Source organism: Gordonibacter sp. RACS_AR68 (genome assembly GCF_030418485.1).
GTDB lineage: Bacteria > Actinomycetota > Coriobacteriia > Coriobacteriales > Eggerthellaceae > Gordonibacter > Gordonibacter urolithinfaciens.
The window spans coordinates 158,511-180,047 of sequence record NZ_JAIPUP010000004.1 but is presented as its reverse complement, the minus strand read 5'-3'; the positions used below and the strand labels follow the sequence as shown (position 1 = coordinate 180,047).

The 21,537-nt window shown below is 65.1% G+C and carries 17 protein-coding genes; 8 read left to right on the top strand and 9 right to left on the bottom strand.

Features of this window, described 5'->3' with window-relative positions; genetic code table 11:
- Positions 1-40 precede the first annotated feature (40 nt).
- The 4 genes from K9U15_RS10025 to K9U15_RS10010 form a co-directional block, all read right to left on the bottom strand.
- Complete coding sequence (locus K9U15_RS10025) at positions 41-334, bottom strand: type II toxin-antitoxin system YafQ family toxin (RefSeq protein ID WP_301156007.1); 294 nt, start codon at positions 332-334, stop codon at positions 41-43.
- Positions 334-603 carry a type II toxin-antitoxin system RelB/DinJ family antitoxin gene (locus K9U15_RS10020; protein WP_301156006.1) on the bottom strand — a complete coding sequence of 90 codons (270 nt, stop codon included), beginning with the start codon at positions 601-603 and terminating at the stop codon, positions 334-336. Before K9U15_RS10020 ends, K9U15_RS10025 begins: the two co-directional genes overlap by 1 nt.
- Positions 604-772: 169 nt before the next feature.
- Positions 773-1,108: an oxidoreductase gene (locus K9U15_RS10015; RefSeq protein ID WP_301156005.1), complete on the bottom strand. Its 336-nt coding sequence runs from the start codon at positions 1,106-1,108 to the stop codon at positions 773-775.
- 10 nt (positions 1,109-1,118) lie between these two features.
- On the bottom strand, positions 1,119-3,407 hold the full coding sequence (locus K9U15_RS10010) for a molybdopterin-dependent oxidoreductase (protein ID WP_301156004.1): 2,289 nt from the start codon (positions 3,405-3,407) through the stop codon (positions 1,119-1,121).
- Positions 3,408-3,643: 236 nt separating this feature from the next.
- Here K9U15_RS10010 and K9U15_RS10005 point away from each other — a divergent pair, with 236 nt between their 5' ends.
- The 3 genes from K9U15_RS10005 (at position 3,644) to K9U15_RS09995 (ending at position 6,930) form a co-directional block, all read left to right on the top strand.
- On the top strand, positions 3,644-6,052 hold the full coding sequence (locus tag K9U15_RS10005; protein WP_301156003.1) for a molybdopterin-dependent oxidoreductase: 2,409 nt from the start codon (positions 3,644-3,646) through the stop codon (positions 6,050-6,052).
- Positions 6,053-6,412 carry an oxidoreductase gene (locus K9U15_RS10000; RefSeq protein ID WP_301156001.1) on the top strand — a complete coding sequence of 120 codons (360 nt, stop codon included), beginning with the start codon at positions 6,053-6,055 and terminating at the stop codon, positions 6,410-6,412.
- 89 nt (positions 6,413-6,501) lie between these two features.
- Positions 6,502-6,930: a peptidylprolyl isomerase gene (locus K9U15_RS09995; protein ID WP_301155999.1), complete on the top strand. Its 429-nt coding sequence runs from the start codon at positions 6,502-6,504 to the stop codon at positions 6,928-6,930.
- Positions 6,931-6,942: 12 nt separating this feature from the next.
- Here the strand turns inward: K9U15_RS09995 and K9U15_RS09990 are convergent, their stop codons facing one another.
- Together K9U15_RS09990 and K9U15_RS09985 are read right to left on the bottom strand one after the other, a co-directional pair.
- Positions 6,943-8,547 carry a CdaR family transcriptional regulator gene (locus K9U15_RS09990; protein ID WP_301155998.1) on the bottom strand — a complete coding sequence of 535 codons (1,605 nt, stop codon included), beginning with the start codon at positions 8,545-8,547 and terminating at the stop codon, positions 6,943-6,945.
- A 270-nt stretch (positions 8,548-8,817) separates the two neighbouring features.
- Positions 8,818-10,059 (bottom strand): CynX/NimT family MFS transporter, encoded by a 1,242-nt coding sequence (locus tag K9U15_RS09985; protein WP_301155996.1) that lies wholly within the window; start codon positions 10,057-10,059, stop codon positions 8,818-8,820.
- Between the two features lie 725 nt (positions 10,060-10,784).
- Between K9U15_RS09985 and K9U15_RS09980 the strand changes: the two genes are divergently transcribed.
- The 4 genes from K9U15_RS09980 to K9U15_RS09965 all read left to right on the top strand — a co-directional run bounded on the left by K9U15_RS09980 (position 10,785) and on the right by K9U15_RS09965 (position 15,318).
- A complete protein-coding gene (locus K9U15_RS09980) occupies positions 10,785-13,184 on the top strand; it encodes a molybdopterin-dependent oxidoreductase (RefSeq protein ID WP_123673966.1) in 2,400 nt (799 codons plus the stop codon).
- Positions 13,185-13,197: 13 nt separating this feature from the next.
- Complete coding sequence (locus K9U15_RS09975; RefSeq protein ID WP_096226972.1) at positions 13,198-13,545, top strand: oxidoreductase; 348 nt, start codon at positions 13,198-13,200, stop codon at positions 13,543-13,545.
- 229 nt (positions 13,546-13,774) lie between these two features.
- The gene (locus K9U15_RS09970) at positions 13,775-15,043 is read left to right on the top strand and encodes a CynX/NimT family MFS transporter (RefSeq protein WP_301155994.1); all 1,269 of its coding nucleotides are present in this window, start codon (positions 13,775-13,777) and stop codon (positions 15,041-15,043) included.
- Between the two features lie 65 nt (positions 15,044-15,108).
- The gene (locus tag K9U15_RS09965) at positions 15,109-15,318 is read left to right on the top strand and encodes a hypothetical protein (protein WP_301155993.1); all 210 of its coding nucleotides are present in this window, start codon (positions 15,109-15,111) and stop codon (positions 15,316-15,318) included.
- A gap of 69 nt (positions 15,319-15,387) precedes the next feature.
- Here K9U15_RS09965 and K9U15_RS09960 read toward each other — a convergent pair whose 3' ends face one another.
- Positions 15,388-17,085, bottom strand: a complete 1,698-nt coding sequence (locus K9U15_RS09960) for a CdaR family transcriptional regulator (RefSeq protein ID WP_278805689.1) — start codon at positions 17,083-17,085, stop codon at positions 15,388-15,390.
- 379 nt (positions 17,086-17,464) lie between these two features.
- On the opposite strand from K9U15_RS09960, the gene K9U15_RS09955 reads away from it, so the two are divergent.
- Positions 17,465-18,172 carry a DUF5714 domain-containing protein gene (locus K9U15_RS09955; RefSeq protein ID WP_301155992.1) on the top strand — a complete coding sequence of 236 codons (708 nt, stop codon included), beginning with the start codon at positions 17,465-17,467 and terminating at the stop codon, positions 18,170-18,172.
- Positions 18,173-18,227: 55 nt separating this feature from the next.
- Here K9U15_RS09955 and K9U15_RS09950 read toward each other — a convergent pair whose 3' ends face one another.
- Together K9U15_RS09950 and K9U15_RS09945 are read right to left on the bottom strand one after the other, a co-directional pair.
- Positions 18,228-20,195, bottom strand: coding sequence for a GGDEF and EAL domain-containing protein (locus K9U15_RS09950; RefSeq protein WP_096226968.1), 1,968 nt, complete (start codon positions 20,193-20,195; stop codon positions 18,228-18,230).
- A gap of 355 nt (positions 20,196-20,550) precedes the next feature.
- Positions 20,551-21,429 (bottom strand): SDR family oxidoreductase, encoded by an 879-nt coding sequence (locus K9U15_RS09945; protein ID WP_096226967.1) that lies wholly within the window; start codon positions 21,427-21,429, stop codon positions 20,551-20,553.
- Between the last annotated feature and the right edge of the window lie 108 nt (positions 21,430-21,537).

The following is a 21,537-nucleotide window of genomic DNA, read 5'->3' as shown; positions in this document are numbered from 1 at the left end:
CCTCGCCTTCTCGCGATTGGGAGAGGTCGAAGAGCCTGCGCTAGCGGAAGATATCGTCATGAGAGCCGGTTCTCTGGAATACAGCCAGCCTGCTGTTCGTCCGCCAGACGAGCAGCCAGTCGCCGGCATTGGCAATGTGGCATTCCGAGCTGCCCTTCCATTCTCCCTTGAGGTCGTGCATGTTGTGGCGCCGTCGCAATTCTTCAAGGGATTCAGATGAGTTTTCCAATATGAGGCGTATGACGTCTTTAAGCGGCTCCAGCTCGACGTATTTTCTCTTGAGGCGCTTCACGTCCCTTTCGAACGTTGGTGTGTATTCAGGTAAAAGCGCCATCAGATTCCCAGGGATCCGAAGAGCTCGTCGGCGTCTTTGAATCGCGAAGTCCCCTTGGCTAAGAGAGCCTCGGCTTCGCTGATCGACTCGAGCGATATCCTGTTCGGTTGAGGATAGGAAAGGTTGAGGGGGATGCGCTGTTCCCTGGCCATCTGGCGGTAAAACGCGCGCGTGACCGAAGAAAGGTCGAACCCGAAATCCTCCGCTATTCTGGCGGCGGCTTCCTTAGTCTGCTCGTCAACGCGGACAGTTACCGATGACATTTCCATTGAGTCGCTCCTCTTGCTACGAGTTGATAATATTGTAAGACGATAGTATCAATATGTCTTACAACAATCAAGCAAACAAAATCGCGAGCGGTCTCTAGTTCTTTCATCAAGAAGGCGGGCCAAAATGGCCCGCCTTCGGAACTCTCCTATGCGTTGGAGGCGAAAGGCCCTACGGCAGGAAGATCACCGCCTTCGAGCCCTTCTCCTCGAGCTTTTTCGAGAGCTCGTCCACAGGCCCCCATTCTATGACGTTCGCGAGGCAGTGCAATGCACAGGTTGGGATGCCGCCCGACTTCACGCGCTCGGCGCAGAGGTCGCAGTAGCTGGTGGGGAAGGGGAGGTAGTTCCACTCGAGCTTGCCTTCCTCCATCTCGAACGGGCCGAATTCCATCATCTTGATGCCCCACTTGTCCAAGGGGAAGCCGTGCTCGTTCTTGCAGGCCAGCTCGCAGCTCTGGCAGCCGGTGCAGTATTCGTAATCGATCATCAGTCCGATCTTGCCCATGGGGTCCTCCTTATCCGAGCACGCATTCTTCGTGCGGGGTCTTGTACACCTTCACTGGCACCTGCTTGTAGGGGGCGCCGAACCCCATTTTCCCGAGCACGCGGTGGGGGACAAGGCTGTTCACGTTAGACTTCCACACCCCGAACAGGTGCGGCTCCTCGCCGTCTTCCTCGGGGTACCACCAGCCGTGGGCGGCCGCCACCACGTCCTTGCGTACGGTGGGCGTTACCTTGGCTTTCTCGTGTGCGCAGCCCCAGGGGTTCTCGATCGTCACCTCGTCACCCGACTTGATGCCCAGGGCCGCTGCCGTCTCCGGATGTATCTCCAGGTAAGGTTCGGGGGTGAGCTGGCGCAGGCTGGGAATCTGGCGGTGCTCTGAGTGGAACGAGGCGAAGTAACGGGCGCCGGTCGTGCACATGAGCGGGTACTCACGTGCCAGGTCCGGACGTTCCTCGGCTCCCAGCTTGGGCGGGAAGTAGTAGGGCAGCGGGTCGTCGCCGAGCGACTGGTAGCCGGTCGACCACAGTTCCACGCGCCCGGTAGCGGTCTGGAAGCCGGGCAGGCCGTCGGCGCGGATGAGCCCGCGTTCGTGCTTCCGGTACCCGCCGATGTCGTTGGTTGCCACCACCTTCTCGGACAGCTCCTCCCAGGTGGTGTCCATCTTACCCACGTCGTCGGCCAGGTACTCCTCCACTGTCCTGAACGGGTACTCCTCGTGATAGGCGCGCTCGTAGAAAGCGTTGCCGAAGTGGATGAGCATTTCCAGGTCGGATTTGCACTCGCCCATCTGCAGGCCCTTGTTGATGGCTCCGGCTATGCCCATCTGGCAGCCTTGGTTCGTCATGACGATGCCGTCGTGCTCGGCCCAGGTGGCCAGGGGCAGCACCACATCGGCCAAGGCCATGACCGTGGGGGTCATGAACATTTCCTTGGCCACGGTGAATTCCATTCTCATAAGCGCGTCGTGCCACCGCTTGGGCTGAGCCGAGCAGGTGGGGGAGAGCAGGTTCGTCGAGTCGAGCCAGGCCATCTTCAACTCGTAGGGTCGGCCTGTCTCCAGCGCTTCGAGCGTGATGTCGGGATGGGTGGTGTTCAGTAGGACCTTGACTATGGGGTAGACGTCCCAGCCGATGCACTTGTTCTTGAGCTCTTCGCTCATGAAGTCTGTGGCTCCGGTCATCTCGAACTGCATCTGCACGCCCACCACGGTTCCTCCCGGCACATCGAGATTGCCGGTGATGGCGGCCATGGCGATGAGGCACTGCGTGACCTGGCAGCCGTTCGGGTTCTGGTCGACTGCCACGCCCATGAGCAGGCTCCAATGATGCACGCCGTCGTATCCGAGCTTTCGGGCGCATGTGCGAATATCGTCTGCCGAGATGCCGCAGGTTGCGGCAGCGAACTCGGGTGTATACTCCTGCACGCGCTCGACCAGCTCGTCATAGCCGTAGCACCACTTCTCGATGAAGTCGTGGTCCACGAGGTCCTCGTCGACCAGCACGTTGAGAATGGCCAGGCACAGCGCCGCATCGGTGCCGGGCAGCACCTGCAGCACCTGATCGGCGCGTGTGGCCAGCCAGTTCACACGCGGGTCTGCCATGATAAGCTTGCTGCCGCGCTTCATAAGCTCGATGAGGGCATGGCCCCACAGGCCGTCCGGGTTCGACTTGAGCGGCTCCTTGCCCAGGCAGAAAACGTAGTCGGGAACCACGAATGCGGGGTCGTTCCACACATCGACGTACCCGCCTCCGTAGTCGAGCTCGATGTAGGCGCTTCCCAGCATCATGGTCATGGCCGTTTGGCGCGGGCCCATGCAGGACCAGCCGGACTGGGCGTAGCAGTTGTTGGGCGTACGCAGCACCTTCGACGAGAGCGTGAAGCCGTAGCGCACGGCCTCGCGGCCCGTACCCATGTACACGCAGATAGCCTCCGAGCCGTAACGGGCGCGGATGTCTTCCGTCTTGGAGACGATAAGGTCGGTGGCCTCGTCCCACGAGATGCGCTCCCATTTGTCGAGGCCTCGGTCCTCGCGGGCTCGCTTCATGGGATAGCGGATACGGTCGGGGTGGTACACGGCCTCCTTGAGTGCCAGGCAGCGGGGGCAGAGCCGCCCCTGTGTCAGCTGGTGGTCGGGATCTCCCTCCACCTTTACCAGCTCGCCGTCCTTCACGAACAGGCGAATGCCGCAGCCCACCGCATGGCAGCCCGGCGGCGACCAGGCGCAGGTGCGGATGACCTCCGTACCGTCCTCGAGGACGGTTTTCTTGGGCGCGGGATTGTCCTTGAAATGGAATGCCATTTCATGCTCCTCTCTTGTTGGGGGACGATCAGGCCATGGTACGGAGGGGCAGGTAAGTTTCCCAGAGCCTGCGACCTGGGGCGTGACGGTGAAACAGCACTCCGAAACAGCCTCTCGTCCCTTCAGAACTTACTTTTTTACCCGTATTCTGCGCAGCGGAAGGGCAAGCCCTCTTCGCGCCTTCGAGCGTTGGGGGCGCGCCCTTGGCAGGACGGGCTCATCGAGAGGAGCGAGGAATGGTAAAACGCATCGACATGGAAGTCGAGCAGGGCGGGACCAACGAGGTGCGCCCTGACTTCTTCCGCGAGCCTCCGGTCAAGTACACCGGGGGCGACCTGCCTTGGCAGTGGGAGGAGGGCGACCTGGTAGCCACGCGCACGGGGGCGTGGGCGGCACCCGGTTGCCATGACGGCTGCGGCGTCATCGTCTATACCGACAAGGAGACCGGCGCGTTCGTCAAGGTGGAAGGCGACGAGGAGAGCCCCTATTACCAAGGCCGCCTCTGCGCTCGCTGCATCGCGCTCAAGGAGGCCGTGTACCACCCGGATCGCGTGCTCTATCCCATGCGACGCGACCCGCGGGACCGCGGAAAGGCCGACAAGTGGGAGCGCATCACCTGGGACGAGGCCTACGCCCTCATCAAGGAGAAGTTCGATGCCATCAAGGCCGAGTCCGGCGCAAAGGCCGTCGTGTTCCATTTGGGCACCGGCCGCGGAACCGCGCCCTACATGACGCGCCTGCAGTACGCGTTCGGCTCGGTGCAGTACGCCTACATGCTGTCGGGCAACAGCTGCTACGTGCCGCGCGTGGGCGCTTCCAACGTGCTCATGGGGACCTATACGGTTCCCGACTGCTCGCAGAACCACTACGACCGTTACGACCACGAAGGCTGGGTGCCGCCCAAGAACATATTCATCTGGGGCAACAACCCGCTCGTGTCGAACGCCGACGGCAACTTGGGCCATTGGATCGTGGACTGCATGAAGCGCGGCAGCAAGCTCGTGGTCATCGATCCCAAGCTCACGTGGCTCGCCGCACGCGCCGACCTCTGGCTGCAGATCCGATGCGGCACCGATGCCGCGCTCGCGCTCGCCATGGGGAAGTTCATCGTGGAGGAGGACCTCTACGACCACGAGTTCGTGGAGCGGTGGTGCTACGGCTTCGAAGAGTACTACGAGGCGACGCGCGAATGGACGCTCGAGCGTGCGGCGGAGGTCACGTGGCTGCCCGAGGAGAAGATCGCCCAAGCCGCGCGCATGATGGCCGAGAAGCCCACGGCCGTGCAGTGGGGCCTCGCGCTCGACATGACCATGGAGTGCCTTGCCGGGTCGGCCGCCGTCATCGACCTGTGGTCCATCACCGGGCAGATCGACATCCCCGGCGGCATGGTGACGGTGCACCAGCCCTTCAATATCCAAACGTGGAACCCTCCCGATCCTGCCGAGTGCCTGACACCCGAAGAGCAGCGGCAGCGTATCGGAGGCGAGGATTTCCCCGCGCTGAAGTATTCCGGCGTGGTGCTCACGCAAGCCGACATGACGGTCGACCAGATGCTCACGAGCCGTCCCTACAAGATCCGCGCCAACTGGATACAATCCACGAATCCGCTCTCCTGCACGGCGCAGGAGCCGAACACGCGCATGGAGCAGGCTTACAAGAACGCAGAGTTCAACGTCATGGTCGATCCGTTCATGACCCCGACCGCCCAGGCGTGCTGCGACGTGTTCCTGCCCGTATGCATGTATCCCGAGCGCAACGGCATACGCTCGATCTACTACCACGTGCAGACCACGAACAAGGCCTGCGAGGCGCTGGGCGAGAGCAAGTCCGACATGGAGATTTGCTGGGAGCTCGGACGCCAATGGAATGCCGAGATGTGGCCGGGCGAGACGCTCGAGGAATTCTTCACCTTCACCATGAAGGAAACGGGCATGACATTCGAGGAGGCGCGTGCCGAGAACTGGATCTATCCCGAGTACCATTACGAGAAGTTCCGCACGGGCGAGCAGCGCCCCGATGGAAAGCCCGGGTTCAACACGCCCACCGGCCGCATTGAGCTGTACTCGACGCTCTTCGGGCAATGGGGGCAGCGTCCGGTCCCGCACTACGCCGAGCCACCCTACAGTCCCAACCAGGTGCCCGAGCGTTTCGACAAGGACGACTACCTTTCCCGTTATCCGCTCATCATGACCACGGGCGCGCGCCAATGGGCCTCGTTCCATTCGGAGCACCGCCAGATCCCGCATCTGCGCGCACTGCATCCGAACCCTGAGTTCGAGATAGCGCCCGAGACTGCCGAGGAGTACGGCATCAGGCAGGGCGACTGGTGCTGGATCGAGAACCATCTAGGGCGCGTGCAGCTCAAGGCCAACGTCTCGCCCGTGCTCGACCCGTCTACCATCTCGCTCGACCACGCATGGTGGTTCCCCGAGAAGAACCCCGAGGACGAGGGCGGCGGTTGCTACGGCACGTACCTCTCCAACCCGAACGTCATCGTGGAGGCGGGTTGCGGGGAGAGCGGGTTCGGAAACAACTGTAAGTCGCATATGTGCCGCGTGCGCAAATGCGCGCCGGACGAGGCTATTGGCGATACCGACATGGACGAGATCGCGAAGCGTTTCGCGATGAACGAGGAGCTGGTGTAAATGGCTGACGACAAGGCATACGGCCTGCTGATCAACTACGAGTTCTGCACGGGCTGCCATTCGTGCGAGGTTTCGTGCCAGATGGAGCACGGCTTGCCGGTCGACCGCTGGGGCATCAAGTTGCAGAAGATCGGACCTTGGCAGATCGACGGCGACGCGTACCAGTACGATTTCGTCCCGGTGCCCACCGACCAGTGCGACCTGTGCGCCGAGCGCACCGCCAAGGGCAAGAAGCCGTTGTGCGTGAAGCACTGCCAGAGCCTTGCCATGCGCTATGGTCCCGTCGACGAGCTCGTGCGCAACTTCGATGGTTCGACCAAGTTCGCCGTCTTCGTGCCGAAGGCGGGCACGGTCTGCTAGCGTCTTACGAAAGGCGCAAGGAAGGAAAGCCGAGGGACCGGAAGCGGCGAGACGCGCGAAGGCCGGTCCCTCCTCGCGACAAGGAGCGCATGATGACGAGCTATGGCAAGACCGCTCGGGTCCGCTACCGCGGCACGCTGGCAGACGGGACGGTGTTCGACAGCACCGAGGGCAAGGAACCGCTGGAATTCGTCGTGGGCTCGGGTGAGGTCATCCACGGGTTCGACGAGGCGGTGGCGTCCATGAAGGTGGGCGAGTCCCGGCACGTCGTCATGCCCGCATGCGATGCCTTCGGGGAGCGCATCGAGGAGAAAGTGGAGCTGGCGCCTATGTACGCCATTCCCAACGCGAAGGACATCGAGGTGGGCAGGCTCTTCTATTTCGTCACCGAAGAGGGGCTGCGCTTTCCGGCCAAAGTGCTCGAGGTGCGCGAGGGCATGGCGCGCGTCGACTTCAACCATCCGCTGGCCGGCAAGGAGCTGGCGTTCGACATCGAGCTTGTGGGCGAGCGGGAATGAGGTGCGGCGCGCTCAGCCCCTCGGTTGCGCGAGGGGCTCGATGTTGGACAGGCCGTACAGGTCGATGAGCTTGAACGATATAAGCAGCAAGAGCCGTGTGTCGGGATCATCCAAGTCGAGTCCCAGCAGCCTGCGGGCTTTCTCCAAGCGGTAGACGAAGCTGTTGCGCTGCAGGGAGAGGCGCTTGCCTGCCTCGCTTGAATTGCAGTTCGACAGCAGGTACGTTTTGAGCGCGACGAACAGGTCGTGGTCTTGCTGGGCGAGCTCGAGCAGCTCCTTCGGGCAGAAGCGCTCGGGCGCCATCTCCTTCATGATGAAGTTCATGCCTATTTCCAGTGCATGGGCAGGGAAGGGCACGAGTCCTTCGTTGCCGCCTACGTAGCCCATGCGCAGGGCGGCGAACGCCTGGCGGTAGCTGTCGCGCAGGCTGCGCAGACCGAGGTAGGGAGCGCTCGAGCCGATGATAAGGTGATGGTCCTCGGCGAAGCGTCCGAGGTCGTCGGCGAGCCGATCGTCCTCCACCTCCATGCGGGAACGGTTCAGCGCAGCGACGATGCGGTTCTCCACGACGAAGGCGACGCAGTCGAACGTGGCTTGCAGTCGGCTGCATACCGCGGCGTAGGGCCGCATGAAGCAGCAGTCCTGAACCTGCAGGGAAGAGGCGAAATCGATGCAGAGGCACTGGTACTCGTCGGCATCCTGGCTCCATCCCTGCGCTATCGCGCTCTGTACGAGGTCGGCGTCGGAGACTTGGCGGCCCAAGATGAGCGACTTCAGCGAGGAATGCGCGTTGATGAACGGCCGGCTTCCACCGGTTGCGCTGCTCGCCCGATAGAGCCGCTCTATGGCGGACGCCAGCGTGAGCGCCGGGGCGCAGTCCTTCTTGCCGACTGGTTGGAAGTTGGGGTGGATGGACAGCACGATAGCGTACTCGGGCGACAGGCCGATGGTCGATCGGAGCACCGTGCAGTCGAACGCCTGCATGGTGGAGAAGGTGGGAAGCGGGGAGGTGAAGTTCTCGCCGTCCTGCTCGTCGCGCACGCCGTCGAAGAGCATGCCCTTCGGAAGGTACGCCCCCTCTTTTATGAGGTCGGTCTGCTCTCGAGGGAAGCGGACGTTTCGGAACACGCGATGCGCGAGCACGCGGCTGAACGGGTCGGTGATGCAGATGTCGTTCTTGAATACCTTCAGGCTCGCGTTCACGAGTCCAGGCAGCTCGCCGCCCTGCTCCACGATCATGCCGAGCTCGCGCTCCCAGGCATTGAACCTCTGGAACGCCTCTTGGACGGCGTTGAACGCCCTGCTCTCGTTTTGCCTGTCGTGGACCCAGAGGATGTCGCAGTTTTTCGCCTCGAGGCAGAACGCCGGCGGTTCGCCCAGGCATATGAATGCAAGGGTGAGATGGGGGTTGCGACTCAGCTGGCGCCTGATCTTCTCCTTCGACGCGTCGATATCGTCCGAAGAGGCCACGTAAGCGATGTGCTCGAAGAGTCGGTGCTCGCTCGCGTTGAAGAGGGCTGGGTACTCGAGGGCTGGCTCGCAGGCGTCCGATGCGATGCTCGAACCTGCGACCGCAGCTCCCAGCTCGTGCTCGATAGTGTGAAGGCTCAGCTTCATGGACGGCCTTTCGCGGAAAACGTGTTTACCGCATTATACCAAGGAGTCCAAGCCTGCCGATAGCGATGCTGTCCGGAGCGTGCCGCCGAGCGAAGGAGTGTCCCGGCGCGTTGGGGACGCGTTGTGCGAGCCCCCAGTGCAAGCGGGCCGCAGGTTGAACCTGCGGCCCGCTCTGGTTTCGGCGGTTGCGGCGTCCAGGGGAGGCGCCGGGACCCGCGAAACGTCGGGGATGGAAGGGGAGCGTTTCGCGCTTCCCCGGCAAGCGCTGCCCTACTGCGCGTCGCTGCCGGACTTCGCAGCTCCTACCGCGTACTTGCTGCAGCGCACCATGAACACGACGGCGCACACCAGTCCGACGGCGCCCACGATGCCCAGCGGCACGGCCACCATGGCCCAGCTGCCCGTTGACTCCACGATGGCGCCGGCGATGGGGGCGGCGGGGATGCCGCCGAAGTTCGAGCCGATGGGCAGCGCGGCCATGACCAGCGCCACGCCGGCCGGGGTCTTCGCGGCCCACTGTGCGTTCGAGAACAGCGCGGGCGGCACGATGTTCGTGAACAGGCCCACGAGCACAGCTACCACGATGATAGCCGCCTGGCCGGTGAACACGAACTGGATCACGCCGGCCACGGTGCAGAGCACCATGGTGCCCACGAGCACGAGCGGCTGGTTCCTCACCTTCGTGAGCACCACGCCGATGATGAGCGAGCCCACGATGCCGGTGATGGTGGTGATGGACGACACGGAGTTCGCGGCGGCCATGTCCATGCCCACGAGCGGTGTCTGCAGGTAGGTGGGCGCCATGGCCGACCATACCGAGAAGATGAACGCGAAGCAGGCGAACACGATCACGAGCAGCCACGAGTTCAGGGACGTGAGGCCGGCCCACGGCTTGACGTCGCCGCCGGCGGCCACCATCTGCATCTCCGCGGCATGGTCGACGCGGATGCCGAACACGGTGAGCACGAGGCCAACCACCACGATGGCCAGGCACACCCACCACACGCCCTGCCAGCTGCCGGTGGCGCCCAAGATGAACGCGTAGGAGTTCAGCATGATGAGCGAGCCGGCCGCGGTCCAGCAGGCCCAGATGGAGTTCGGCAGGCCGCGCTTCTCAGGATCCTTGAACAAGAGCGCGATGAGCGTGGGGCCGGCCGTGGCCAGAAAGCCGTTGCCCAAGCCGCCGATGAAGCGCGATGCGATGAACACCTCGACGTTCGGCGCGAGCACGCCCACGAGCGAGTCGAGCGCCATGCACACCAGCGCGGCGATGAGCATGCCCTTCGGCCCGATCTTCGTCTGGATGGCGCCGGTTGCGAACGCGATGACGGTGCCGGCCACGGAGCACGCCGACATGAACCAGCCCGCCTCGCCCAGGCCGCACTGGAAGTACTCCATGAGGCTGCCCATGGCGGGCGGCACCTTGAAGAACCCGATGGCGAAGATGGCCCCCATGACGAAGATGAGGATGAAGTTCACCCAGGCGTTGCCGGTCTTGCTTTTCTCTCCCATGTTCCTCTCCTTGCTGGTCGATTCCCCGTGCGGCCGCTTGCGGCCGCACCCTGCGCTAGCTCGCGCCTCTCCCCGTCTAACGGGAGGGTTGCCCGTAAGACGGCAAGGGCAGAGCCCCTGCCCTACGAAAAGGCCATCGGTTGGGATCTTTGGCGCGAGCTCTGCGCGCTAGTTCTGCCCCGGCGCCTTCGGCATTCCGGGCGCGGCGGGCGGCTTGGGCGCTCCCGGCGCTGCCGGAGCCCCAGGAGCCCCGGGTGCACCGGGAGCGCCCGGGGCGGACGGCCCGGCGGGCAGTGCGGCGCCGCAGTCGGGGCAGGCGGACAGGTTCGGTTCGCACGAGCGCCCGCACTCGGGGCATTTCTTGTTCAGTTCGACGGCCGTTGGTCTGAAGCACATGGTCTCTCAACCTCTTTCCCGATTGATCCCGACAGTTCGGCGGTTCGTCCGCGCTTGTCCAAGCCCGGGTTAAACCACCAGCGGCTAATACTCTCATCAGGCATGACGCACATCGCGTCCACAGCGCCCGATAGGTTCGCCACGCTTTGCAGTATAGAAAACGCCCCGATCGGCGGCCTATAGAGGATGTTCCAAAAGTTCGCCCGAGTTTTTGGAACTTCCTCCGTTTCGCGGCCGCAGGCCCGCTCCCTAGAATGGCGGTATTCGACGAGCGGCCGGTTCCACCCGGCGTTCGGAGACCCAAAGGACGAGGGAAGAGAGGAATAGGTATGGAGTACAACAACGAGTACAACCTTGACCTGTACCCGAAGAAGCTGCACTGGAAGGAAGGCGACCTCACCGCCACGCGCACGACCATGTGGTCGGGCCCGGGCTGCCACGAGGGATGCCAGGTCATCTTCTACACGGACGACGACGGCAAGCTCGTGAAGGTGGAGGGCGACCCCAACAGCCCGTTCAACCAGGGGCGCCTCTGCATGCGCTGCCTGGAGCTGCCCGAGCTCGTGAACCACGAGGAGCGCCTGCGCTACCCCCTGAAGCGCGCAGGCGAGCGCGGCGAGGACAAGTGGGAGCGCGTGAGCTGGGACGAGGCCTACGACCTCATCGAGGAGAAGGTGCGCGCGTTCCAGGAGAAGGACGGCCCCGAGTCCATCATCTCCATGATCGGCACCGGCCGCAACGTATCGCAGGTTATCGCGCACAACCAGTACGCTAACTTCGGCGGCCCCGACCTCACGCTCTGCTTCCTGTCGGGCGACTCGTGCATGCTGCCCCGCACGGCGCTCTGCTACGTGGTCATGGGCAACCAGTGGGTGGCAGACATGAGCCAGTTCCGCCCCGACCGCTACGAGAACGACCCCGAGTGGCAGATTCCCGAGTGCATCGTCATCTGGGGCACGAACCCGGTGGTGTGCAACTCCGACGCCTTCCTCGGCCACTGGATCGTGGAGGCCATGAAGCGCGGCAGCGAGCTCGTGACCATCGACCCGCAGCTCACGTGGATCGCCTCCAAGTCGAAGTACTGGCTGCGCCTGCGCCCCGGCACCGACGCGGCGCTCGCCCTCGGCATGATGAACGTCATCATCGGCGAGGACCTCGTGGACCACGACTTCATCGACAAGTGGACCTACGGCTACGAGGCGCTCGCCGAGCGCGTGAAAGACTATCCGGTTGAGAAGGTGGCCGAGATCTGCTGGGTCGAGCCCGAGCTTATCGTGGAGGCCGCACGTTTCTACGCCAAGGCGCACCCCTCCACCATCCAGTGGGGCCTTGCGGTGGACATGTCCAAGATCGGCACCCCTACGGCCCATGCCATCGCGTGTTTGGCCGGCATCACGGGCAACATCGACAACCCCGGCGGCAACATCCTCATCGACCAGGCCTGCGGCCTGGAGTTCGGCTACAACTCCGGCATCGAGTACCTGAAGGAGGGCATGGTCGAGAAGCGCCTGGGCAACTCCAAGTACAACCTGAAGAAGTACGGCTTCACGGCGTCGTCGCAGTCCGACTGCATCCTCGTGGCATGCGAGACCGGCCTCGACGAGAAGGGCGATCCGCGCCCGGTGAACATGCTGTGGATCCAGTCCTCCAACCCCATCACGAACATGGGCCAGGACGCCCCGCGCATCTACCGCGCCATGAAGAACGTCCCGTTCATCTGCGTGGTCGACCTGTTCAAGACCCCGTTCGCCGTAGCATGCGCCGACCTCCTGCTGCCCTGCGCCATGTCCAACGAGCGCGACTGCATCCGCGTGTGGTTCGATCCGGTCCGCTCGCTCACGAAGTGCTCCAGCTTCTACGAGGCGAAGGAGGACGAGCAGATCATGATCGATCTGGGCCACCGCCTCAATCCCGATGCGTGGCCGGAGTGGGTCAAGGAGCCCCGCGACTACATGAACTGGCGCCTGCAGGTGGGCAATTGCGGCTTCACCATGGAGGAGCTGGAGAACGAGCATGCGGGCATGATCTACAACGACTTCCGCTACTACAAGTACGAGAAGGGCCTGCTGCGCCCCGACGGCCAGCCCGGCTTCATGACGCCCACGGGCCGCTACGAGTTCTACATCAGCCTGTTCGACAGCTGGGGCGTGGACGCGCTGCCGTACTACGAGGAGCCGCCCACCAGCCCCGTGGCAACGCCGGAGCTCGCCGAGGAGTACCCGCTCGTGCTCACCACGGGCAAGCGCTCCTTCGAGTTCTTCCACTCCGAGTGGCGCCAGGCGAACACCACCTCGCGCGAGCTGCACCCGGTGCCGTACTTCGACATCCACCCCGACACGGCGGCGAAGTACGGGCTGCACGAGGGCGAGTGGGCCTGGATCGAGAACCAGATGGGCAAGTGCCGCCAGGTCGTGCGCCTGAACGCCACGCTCGATGAGCGCGTGGTGTCCACCGAGCACGGCTGGTGGTTCCCCGAGCAGGAGGCGGCCGAGCCGAGCCTGTTCGGCGTGTTCGACTGCAACCCGAACAACCTCATTCCCATGTGCGAGAACGGCGACAGCGGCTACGGCGCGCCCATCAAGTGCGGCATGGCGAAGGTGTACCCCTGCACGCCCGAGAACAGCGCGCCCGAGGACCAGCCCACCTACCAGGTGACGGCCACGAACGGCTACACGCACGGCCCGTCGCACAAGAGCGACACGCCGAGCTTCTACGACCAGAACAAGTAAGGAGGAGGTACTCATGGCAAACATCGGCGAATACGGCCTTCTGATCGACTACCAGTACTGCTCGGGTTGCCACGCCTGCGAGGTGGCCTGCAAGAAGGAGCACGACCTGCCCAAGGGCGACTTCGGCATCAAGATCGTGCAGGACGGCCCGCGCCAGTGCTCCGACGGCGTGTGGGAGTACGACCACCTGCCCGTGCCCACGCACCTGTGCGACCTGTGCGCCGTGCGCGTGGAGGCCGGCAAGCTTCCCACCTGCGTGCACCACTGCCAGGCCGGCGTCATGGTCTACGGCACGCTGGAGGAGCTCGCCGCCAAGGCGAAGGCGGCCGCGAAGGACAAGATGGTGATCTTCGCGAAATAGCCTCGCGGCGGGAAGGCGCTGCGGCGGGTGCGGCTTTCCGCTCCCGCCGCTCCCTCTCTCGGCGGGCGGCGCCAAGCCGCCCGCCCGCTTCACAATCTGCACCATGGATCGGCTGGTCGGTAAAACGACCGGCTGGTGGCGTTTCGTACGAGGCTCTTCAACGGCCTCGCCGCCCGGCGTGCAAGGGGCGCGCCGGGTGTTACCTTTTCGTTTCGCAAGGGGGTCGAACATGCAAGAGAAACTCTATCCGTGGCGATGGGCCATCCTGATAGGCATGACGGTGCTGCTCGTGAGCCTGCAGTTCTCGTTCATCGTGCCGGGCGGCGCGGCGATTCTGGTGATGCAGCAGTACCGGTGCGAGCCCATGATGTTCTCCATGATCATGTCCATTCCGTACTTCTCGGGTGTGCTGTTCTGCATGGCCGGCGGCGTGCTGGCCGACCGCCTGGGCCTCGGCAAGGTGTTCGCGGCGGCGTTCGTCGTGTCGCTTCTGGGCGCGCTCGCGCGCTGCTTCTCGGCCGACTACTGGACGCTCTTCGCCTCGAGCTTCTTCATGGGCATGGGCGTGGCGGCGCTCAACGCGAACTCCGCGAAGCTCCTGCGCCTGTGGTTCCCCGGCACGGCGAACTCGTTCGCCATGGGCGTGTACACGGCCGGCATGTCGGCCGGCGCGGCGCTGGCCATCTGGTACGGCTCGCGCGTGGCCGCCATCCAGGACGCGTGGTGGTTCAGCTTCGGCCTCATGGTGGTGGGCGTGGTGGCGTGGTTCGCGGTGTACCGCAAGCATCCCGACGGCGAGCACCGCTCGGTCGAGCCGGTGGGCACGTACCTGCGCGTGGTGGTGAGGAACGGGCACGTGTGGGCCGTGGCCATCGTGGCGCTTCTGGTGTTCGGCATGACGAACGTGAACGGCTCCTACATGGTGGCCGCCGTGACCACGCTCATGGGCGATCCGAGCCTCACGGCCGTGGCGGGCGACCTGTCCACGCTGAACACGGTGATCGCCTGCGTGGCCTCCATGGCGCTGCCGGTGGTGTTCGCGAAGCTTTTCAAGAACATGCGGGCGCCCTTCATCATCTGCCTCGTGGGCACCGCCGCGTGCTTCGCGCTCGTGTTCTTCCTGCCGTACGGGCCTCTCACCTGGGCGCTCTTCTGCATACAGCCCGTGCTCATGGCCTCGGTCATGCCGTTCACGAAGATGCTCCCCACGCTGCTTCCCAGCGTGAGGCCCGAGCACTACGGCGTGGTGGGCGGCATCCAGGCCACGCTCCAGAACTTCGGCATGTTCCTCATCGCGTCCTACGTGATCTCGCCCCTCGCCATCGCGGCGACGGGGGCCGTGGACGGCGTGCCGTACTACCAGGGCGTCTACGTGGCCACGGCCGTGCTCTGCCTCGTTGCCGCGGCGTCGCTCTTCCTGTTCCCGAACGTGCGCAGCTCCGTGGCACGCAAGATAGCCGACGAGCAGGCGGCCGCTCCCGACGAGCAGGCGGAGTAAGAACAGCAGGAACCGGGCGCCGAGCCGCCCGGTTCCCCACGTGAAGCGAGGGGAGGGGGCTGCCCATGGGCAACTGCCATTACTGCATGAACTGCGGCCGCTGCCGGGGCGAGAAGCCGCCGGCCATCCTCGTGCGCCGCTGCCCGTCGTGCGGCTGCATGAACGATTCGGGCACGCGCGCCTGCGCCGCCTGCGGCGGCTCCCTCGAGCTGCAATCCGGCACGACGAGCCTCGCGCCGGGCATGCCGCAGCGCGATCCGGGCACTACCGCTTGAGCGTGGCGGAGAATACCCGTCCTCGATATGGCTCTAGCTTCAGGGAAGCGCGCCTCTCCGATCCCTCCCTTAGCTTTCCTGCTCGGGGCTTCGTGCGCCGACGATCGCCCGCTCTACGGAATCGCTGCCCTCGGTGAGGAAGAAGGCCTTGAAGTCCAGGAGCATGCGCTCGCGGGCGCCGGGGAGGGCGAGGTCGAAGTCGAAGCGACGCTGGATCTTCTCTATATGGTAGAGCACGGTGTTGCGGTGCAGGTGGAGCCGCGAGGCCACGGCGGTGGCGTTGCGGCCGCTGTTCAGGTAGTGCCAGAACAGGGCCAGGTAGTTCGTGTTGTTGGCAACGTCCTCGGCGTGGATCTTCTCCACCACGGTATGCGAGAAGCAGAACCGCATGAACCGCTCGTCCTTCTCCGCCGGGTCCACGAGGAAGTACATGAGCGCATCGCCGAACAGGTACGCGCCGCGGTCGGCATCCTCGGCGGCGGAGAGCTGCAGGCGGATGGTCTGGCGCAGCCCGAGCGCGATCTTCGCCTGCCGGTACGCCAGGTCGAGGTTCTCGATGCCCTCGAATATCTCCGACACGCCGCAGTCGATGCCCAGAGGGCCGCTCACGTGCCCCTCGAGCTCGTCCAGGGTGCGGCGGTGCGCGAGGCGGCAGTCGCTCGGCGGCGCGTAGCAGAGTGCCAGCACCTCGGCCCGGTACGCGAAGCAGTGAACGTCGCCGCCGTTCAGCCGCCCGGCCGCCCGCACCGCGCGCCCCGCCTTCTCGGGGTCGGCCCCTTCGTCCACCTCCAACACCACGAGCTTGTACTGCGCGTCGGCCGCGAGCCCGGCCATCTCCCGCTGCGTGTCCACGTACTCGCACGACACGGGCTCGTGCTCCAGCAGCTTCTCGAAGAAGAAGTAGTGGGGTATGTTCAGCTTCACCTGCGAGCGCCACTGCTGCTCGCACAGCGGCATGACGTGGCGTATCAAGATGCAGAACAGGTCCTTCAGCCCCTCGGTGAGCGGAGCGACGTGGCATGACATGGACAGCGACCCGAAGTAGGTGTGGCTTAGGTACAGCGGATGCGACAGCCGCGCGTAGGGCGTGATGGCGGAGGGCTCCTTCTCGTAGAACGCCTTCTCGGGCAGGTGGAAGCGCTTCTCCGCGATCATCTGGGGCGACAAGCAGCCGGTTTCGACGAGGCGCCGGTGCAGGGCGTCGGGCGGCTCGATGGAGGAGGTGCGCGCAACGAGGTTGAACTCGTTGTCGGTCACGAACATGAAGTTGCGCATCACTGGCGCGCTCGCGTCGAGCGCCTCGGCGAGCGTGCCGTGGCGAAGCGCGATGCGGTCGAGCTCGCCCTCCCACAGCAAAAGGCGCATGAAGTAGGACTGTACGAGGAAGATGAAGTAGGAGAAGCGGTCCTGCTGGCGGATGACGAGCAGGCGGTCGGCCACGTCGGCGAGGTCGGGCCCGACGGCCTCGCCGACGTCTGCCAGCGCGAGCGCGAAGGCGCGCGGACGCTCGCGCAAGAGCGTGCCGGCCATGCCGAGGCGGCATACGAACAGCAGGCGCGCGTCGTCCAGATCGCTCGGCGCCGTGCTCGCCACCTGCTCGTGCGACACGGCGGCAAACCAGCGGAACGTGCGGCGCGCGGCGGGAGGCCGATGGACGACCTCGCAGTCCGACAGGAAATCTTCCAGCATGGGCAGCGTCACCGTCGCCAGGCTGCCCCCTTGCGCGGGCGCGAGGAAGACGTCGTCCCCGAAATCGTGAGATGCCACTGAGAACCCCCATTCACGTGACGGCCGGAGGAGCAAGCGCCGCTTTCCGGTATACCCGAACAGTATAGCAGGAGATGCGGCGTAACCGTGCGGATCCGGGAGGGAGGCGTGCCGGATGGGAAGGGGCGGGGCGGGCCAGGTGTGCGAAGTTGGCTTGCGACGCGAGTGCGGGAACCGCGGCGTTTCTGCTCTCGGCTGTGCAGATAGCCTATGATCGCTAACCACGGCGCAGTGGTTAGCTGCTGCAGGGATCGTTATCATGGTGGGTGTCGTGGTGACGGTGCTCAACGGGCTGGTGGGCATGGTGGTGAGGAAAACCGTCAAGTGGAGTTGAGGGCGTGAGGTCGTGCCGGCAAGAAGGAGAGGGAAGGAGAGGCGTATGTCAGCAGGATTGGCGATCTGCCTGGTGTGCGGGAAGCCGCTCGATTACTTCGAGGAGGCGCGGGAGGTTGCCTGCCATATCTGCGGTAAGAAGGAGACGGGGCATTCCGTGTGCACGGCGGGGCATTACGTGTGCGATGCCTGCCACCGCAAGGGCGGCGTCGACCATGCCATGGAGTACTGCTCGTCCGCCGATTCGAGGAACCCGGTGGAGATGGCGATGGCCATGATGGACGACAAGTCCATCTTCCCCAACGGGCCGGAGCACCACACGCTCGTGGGCGCCGCGCTGCTCGCCGCCTACAAGAACGCCGGCGGCGACCTCGACCTGCCCCGGGCGCTCGCCGAGATGCGAAACCGCTCGATGAACGTGCCGGGCGGCGTCTGCGGGCTCTGGGGGGCCTGCGGCGCGGCCGTGAGCGCGGGCATGTACTGGAGCATCGTGTCGGGTTCCACGCCCATGACGCGCGGGCCGTGGGCCGAGACGCAGCGTTTGACCTCGCGCATCCTCGGCCGCCTGGCCGACCTGGGCGGGCCGCGCTGCTGCAAGCGCACGGGCTTCGTCGCCCTTCAGGAGGCGGCGGCGTACACGGCCGAGCTGAGCGGTGTGGAGATGGAGATGCCCGAGCGCATAACCTGCCGCTATTACCACCGCAACCGGGAATGCCTGAAGGTCGGCTGCCCGTTCTTCCCCTGCCCCGCTTGAACGCTCGCGGTAAAGCGATAGGAATCCTGCATCAGCTACGTTGCGCAGCACGGGGCTACCCCTCGGCGCGCTCCTCGCTCGCGGCAATCACCGCGGCGGCCTCGTCGGGCGGCAAGAGGCGCGAGAACAGGTAGCCCTGCATGAGGTCGCAGCCGCACAGGTTCAGGAAGGCGCGCTGCTCCGGCGTCTCCACGCCCTCGGAGAGCGCCTGCGTGCCCAGTGCGCCGAAACCGGAGGCCAGGAGCCCGAAGAACTCCACCAGGTGCTCGTTCTCCGTCGCGGATCGCAGGATGCTCTTATCCAGTTTCACCACGTCGAACGGCAGCTCCAGCAGCGTGGAGAGGTTCGAGTACCCCGTGCCGAAGTCGTCCAGGTAGAAGCGCACGCCCTGCGCGTGCATCCTCTCCATGAACGCGCGCACGGCGTCGGGGTTCGCGATGATGGCGCTCTCCGTCACCTCCACGCGCAGGCACGATGCCGGAATGCCGTGGCGCTCCACCACGGCCAGCACCGACTCGGCCAGGTCGTCCTGTATGAACTGCACGGCCGAGAAGTTCACCGACACGCCGCGGAACGTTGAGCCGGGGTGGGCGCCGCGATAGGAGCGAACGAACGCGCAGGCGCGGTCCAGCATGAAGCGCGTGACGTCGGAGATGACGCCGATCTGCTCCGCGATGGGGATGAACTCGTCGGGCGGGATGGGACCCAACTCGTCGTCGGTCAGGCGGCAGAGCGCCTCGGCCGCCACGAACCGCTGCGCGCTCTCGGACCACACGGGCTGCAAGTTCATGGTGAAGCCGTCCTGCTCGGCCGCACGCCGCACCACGTCGGCGATGGCGCTGCGGCGGTGGATGGCCTTCATCATGCCCGGCGTGCACACGCACGGCGTGTTCGGCTCGAGCTTCTTCGACTCCTCCGTGGCGTATTCCAGCGCGGCCACCACGTCGCCGGGCGTGCGCGCGATAACGGGGTAGCTCACCGCCCCGATGGCGGCGCCCACGGTGTAGGAGCGCCCGCCGATGCGCCATGGCTCCCCGAGGCGCTGTCGCAGCGGGGCCAGCAGGGAGGCGGTCGCGTCGTCCCCGTCTTGTCCGCCATGTGTGCCCCAACCGCCGTCGCGGCTCACGATGAAGGCGAACTGGTCGCCGCTGTAGCGGTAGAGCCGCGCGTCGCCGATGGCGCCCAGGTACGAGGCGAACTCGCGCAGGAACCGGTCGCCGCTCTCGTGGCCGAACTTGTCGTTGATGAACTTGAAGTTCGAAAGCGACACGAGCACGGCCGTGAACGGCTGCTCCTTCTCGTTCATGAGCGAGACCATGGACAGGAACTCCTGGCGGTTGGAGGCGCCGGTAAGCTGGTCGACCGACAGGCGCTTGTTCTGCAAGTACAGGTAGATGATGAGCAGCGAGCACGCGGCCGCCGATCCCGACAGCAGATAGGTTGGGAACAGCTGCTGCACGGCGATCACGGCCACGGCGATGAGCGGGAACACGGCCAGGATGCGCTTGATGACGGGGTCGATGGGCGCCCGCGTGAACATGACGAGCGCGAAGCAGGCCATGCAGTAGAAGTAGAACACCAGGTACGTGGCGATGATGAACGGCCCCTGCACGTAGGCGCCCGCCGCGTCGAAGGAGAACAACCATCCGGTGGGCACGTTCGCCAGCACCAGCAGGAAGTACACCGCGCACGGCACTCCGCTGGCAAGGGCGAAGGCCCGCCCGACCGGCCGCGCCTCGCTCACCACGGCCACGGCGTAATAGAAGTACACGGTGCCCAAAAGCGGCGTGAGCACGAAGTAGCAGTGGGTGACGAGGTACGTGAGCGGCAGCAGCTCCAGGGGCGCGTAGGCAATCAGAAGCGTGGAAGCCAGGTTCGTGCCGATGGCGCCCAGCGTCGTGCCCAGGCAGAGCCGGAACACCCGGTTCTTCAGCGACGGCACCGCATGGCTTTGGCGCGAGTACACGGAGATGATGAGCACGATGATGAAGGCGATGACCTCGGCCGATACGTTCCATCCCATGTCGTTCGCCCATCCTCGTTTTCCCCGGCGCCCGCCGAGAGGGCCACATCCCGCAACCCCCTGCTGTATTGTACCGTCTCGTCTTCGCCCTGCCCGGCACAATTCCGTCTAAAGTTCCTGGCGAACGTCGATCCCGTCCTGCGGACAGACGGCTTTTAGAGGAAGGTGACGCCCGTGTTCCACGCGGAAGCGGGCCTGCAGCGTCTGCGTCGGACTCCATGATTCCCGCTTGCAGTGGGCGAAGCCGTTTCGCGCTCTCCGCTGTTTTTACGATTAACGGAATCAACCGTACCCTTCCTGACCCCGGTCGGCGTTCGCGCCCGCCGACCCCGACCGGCCGGCGGGCGCTCGGCGCCTACCCGTTCACCACGGTGCCGCCGTTCACATGGATGACCTGCCCCGAGATGTAGCTGGAGTCGTCGCAGGCCAGGAACACGTAGGCGGGGGCAAGCTCGTAGGGCTGGCCGGGGCGGCCCATCGGCACGCTCTCGCCGAAGTGGCGCACCTTGTCGCTGTCGGCGCCGTAGGACGCGGGGTTCAGCGGCGTCCAGATGGGGCCGGGCGCCACGGCGTTCACGCGGATGCCGCGGCCCACCAGCTCCTCGTTCTCGGAGAGCGAGCGGGTGAACGCCGTGATGGCGCCCTTCGTGGCCGAGTAGTCCAGAAGCTGGGGGCTTCCCTGGTAGGCCGTCACCGACGTGGTGTTCACGATGGCCCCGCCCCGCGGCATATGCGGCAGGGCGGCCTTAACCAGGAAGAACATGCTGAAGATGTTCGTCTGGAACGTGCGCACGAGCTGAGCCTGCGTGATGTCGAGGATGCTCTTCTGCGGCGTCTGCTCGCCGGCGTTGTTCACGAGCACGTCCAGGCGGCCCCAGGCGTCCACGATGCCGCCCACCGTGCGGCGGCAGAACTCCTCGTCGCCCACGTCGCCCTTGAACACGAGCGCGCGCCGGCCGAGCGAGCGGATGCGCTCGGCCACCGCCTGCGCGTCGTCGTCGGAGGAGTAGTAGACGAGAGCCACATCGGCTCCCTCCTTGGCGAAGGCGATGGCCGCAGCGGCACCGATGCCGCTGTCGCCCCCGGTCACGAGGGCGGCTCTGCCCTCCAGCTTGCCGGCGGGACGGTAGTCGTCACTTTCGATCTGCGGCTTCGGATCCACGTTCGCGCGCACGTCGTCCATGGCGTAGCCTGCCTTCGGGGCCTGGGTCTCGAGCATTGCGGTTTGCGTCATAAGGGGCTCCTTTCCCACGGGTACGGGCGCAGCTTACGCCTGCGCCCGCCCGCCGCCCCGCCCCGGCGCGCAGCGTTACGCGGCCCTTCGGCAGCGGTAACGCCCGCG